Here is a 3,238-nt window from a genome sequence, read left to right as displayed (position 1 = left end):
TCATGCGGCCTTTGTATATAATGTGACGCCTTCGCGCGACACTGGATACACAATCGTTCCCACAACATCCTTGAGCTGATCAAATTCTTGCGGACTGACAAGGACAATATCCTTCGCTCTGCCGATCCCATGAAGAGCTTTCCGGATTTCGATGCGGTTCTCCCGTTTCGACCCGCTGTACATCATCACGATCATCAAATCCACATCGCTGTCGGGTCCCGGCGTTCCACGGGCGTACGATCCAAACAAGATGATCTTTTCAGGTTTGAATCTCCGCACCACTCGGCGGACAATTTCCGAAACAAACGACTCGGGCAGAGAGTGTCGTGAACGAGCCTGCTCATTCATTTCGACGTATGTTACAGAGGGTTCCGAGACATCACAACAGATCTGAAGGACCCGCTTTGTGCGCAAACCCGGGCCAGGGTCGAATTCGCCTCCCGAATACCGCAGTGATAAAAATCGAAACAAGCAAGAGTGTGGAACTAGCTGACGTCCGGCCACAACCTTCGGAGGTTTTTGGCGGCTCGCTCGATGTAGGCGAGGTGGAACCGAGCGCCATTTCGGTCGGTCCGCTCCCCGTCGTATCCAGATCGACGACGGAGGAGGGGAGTTGTGTGGAAACGGGAGAGATGCCGGGAATTTTAAGATCGGGATCGCCGAAAAGGTGAAGGGTGTCGATCAGTTGTTCGGCATCTTCAACTTGTGAGCCGAGCCGGGCTTTCTCTTTGGAAAACGCGTGTCCTAAGCTCACGGGAGATTCCGTCGTTACGTTTCGGTAGAAGTTCTCGCCGAAAAGCGTGAGCGACTCGGCCGTGTTCAGCCCGCTGCTCGAAAGATAGGCCACCGCTCCGCCGGCGCCGCTCCGGAGCATGGTTTCCGACAGAGCCGAGACGCGGGAGTCGATGTAGTAGCCGTTCAGGCAGTTGAGCGCGGTCACGATCGGCAATCGGTCGATATTGGTCAGAAGCGGAACATCGGCGCCCGTGAGGACGGGAGTCACGTTCCCCCAATCGGCGTAATAACCGCTTCCCCAGCCGTCGTAATAGCCGTGGCCGAGGAAGTTGATGAAGAGCGAGCCGCCGTTGAAACGGGTTTGGACGTTTTGACGGGTCTGCGCGGAGCCGAGGACGCCCAGGAGATCCACCTGGCTGGTCAGCGGGTCGGGGATCGATTGGGCGAGATCGTTTGTAAACGTCTCGAACAGCTGTTCCCAGGCCAGCGTGGGCTTATCGGCGACGAGAGCGATCGCCTTTGTCCAATTCTCTCCCGTGTCGGTCACTTCGTAATCTACGATCTTGTCGACGATTCGTTGCGCTTCGGCGAGCGTTTGGACGGGAAGACGGCCGATCCGGATCGGACCGTTAAAGGCGGGAGAGTCGCCATAGGCGAGGCGCTGGTCCGAACCGGTCTCGGACACCCAGAGCCAGTGGAGATGCGTGGGAACGTAGTTTTTGGAGTTGTGCCCAAGGTAGTTGTGCGGATCGGTCGTTGTATCTCCGAAAAGAAGCAAGCTGAAATCCCGCTGTAGCCTCCGTCCCCAGTCCTGGACAAAGGAGGAAATGGCTCTGTCCGAGACATCGCCGTTTCCATATTCGTCATAGACCTCCTCGACATCGACGACCGAAACGCGCAGGCCTTGGCTTCGCCGATAGGCAGCCAGCCGCTCCGCCGCCGGGCGGAAATCCGCGTGCGTGAGGTAGACCGTAGCCGTGGGGGAGAGCGCGCGGAGGCGGCTGGGCGTATTTCCCCAGATTCGGCCGGGAAGCGAGGCCTCGGACGAGAGGAGATAGGCGTGCCCCGCTTTGGCCGAGAACCGAAGGTTTCCCGAACTATCCGCGCCGATTCCCGTCAGTTTCCGGGCCAAGCGAGGGGCCGTGACATCCCAAACCTCGATCGTTGCGTTTGGCGGCAGCCCGGTCAACGCTGCCGTGCCGCTGGTTTGGAACGTCAACAGCAATTCTCCAACGCCGTTCCAACCGGATGTCCGAGGGTACGTAACATCGACGAAGTTCAAATAACTCGATGTGTAGCGGTGGTTCACATCCCCGACCTCTTGAAGCTCGAAACGGTTGGCTCCCTCCAGGAGGAGAGCGGAGGCCATTTCCACTTCCCGGATCACGGGAACCGAGCCCTCGGCGTAGAACTCATCGATCCAATTTCCGTTGAGGTACGCCCGAACGTGGTGGTCCGGATTGTGTCCGGGATCTTCGAGTAGTGTTTGAACCTCGTACCGCAGCTTGGCCGGGGCGGTCGCAGCGGTATTCACGGCTTCCAGGGAGAGGGTCGCAAGAAGCGTTTTGGCTATGGAATTGGGCCGCGTCGGCGGAGCGGCTGGAATCCAATACGTGTTATCCCAGTAAAACCGATCGGTCTCATCGTCGCCGGGGAACGAGGGGACATAAAGACGGTTGACCTCCGCATGCACCTTCGTCCAAAGCGAGGCGGGGGTGGAGGACGTAGGCGCTCCGGAGACCGGAGAGGACGAACAATCTTGATCGCCGTTCCGCGCAATCCAATAGACGCTCTCCGCCGATTGGCGTGTCGGCTCGTAGGCGCCGTAGAAGATCAACGAATCCGTATCCTCCCAAACATACGGGACCGCTCTCCCGTTTCGATAGAGACAGACGTTTTCCGGACGAAACCGGGACCCATACGATGAAAGGTTTGGAATTCGGTGGAGGCCGGATCGCGTGATTCCCACTTTTAGACTTTCCGAATCTTCCGCAAGACGGACCTGAACCTCTTCCGTGGGAACCCACGGAGCGGGCGAGAGCGATTCGCCGTAAACCAAGCGCACCTGAACGTGCCGGGCTTCCCGGGTCGAATGCGCGGAGGCGTCGTACCGAACGGGTGTCAGCTCCAAGGTCAGCATTCCGTCCGAATCGCTCACACAGCTCGGCGTTCCGACCCCCACAGAGGCGCCGGGGTAAATACCGTTCGTCGTCGCCCACTGACCCGGGACCTCCACCAATTGCCCGCTTTGAAGATCCACTCCCTCGGAAAACGGTTGGACGACGTTCCCGTCGGCATCGTGGACTTCCGTCAACGCGCCGATCGCAAGATGAACATCGTTTCGAGTTTCTTCGTCCAAAACCGTAATGGACGACGATGCAATTTGCCGGCACGGAATTCCGACGAGCAACGCCCGATAGGGCACGACGGGGCGGTTCGGAAGGGAGAGTTGGCCGAAAGTTGGAATCTCGATTTTGTGCGTGCCATCCCCGTTCGAGACAAG

Annotated in this window: 2 protein-coding genes; both read right to left on the bottom strand. The window is 58.6% G+C overall.

Annotated features, from left to right (window positions below; all coding sequences use genetic code 11):
• On the bottom strand, positions 1–348 hold the full coding sequence (locus tag VI895_04740) for a nucleotidyltransferase domain-containing protein (GenBank protein HLG19109.1): 348 nt from the start codon (positions 346–348) through the stop codon (positions 1–3).
• Between the two features lie 31 nt (positions 349–379).
• Positions 380–3,238, bottom strand: a 2,859-nt coding sequence (locus VI895_04735) for a C25 family cysteine peptidase (protein HLG19108.1), incomplete at its 5' end; no start/stop codon positions are given.

It is taken from the genome of Bdellovibrionota bacterium (assembly GCA_035292885.1).
Classification (GTDB): domain Bacteria; phylum Bdellovibrionota_G; class JALEGL01; order JALEGL01; family DATDPG01; genus DATDPG01.
This window is presented reverse-complemented; position numbering and strand designations above follow the sequence as displayed.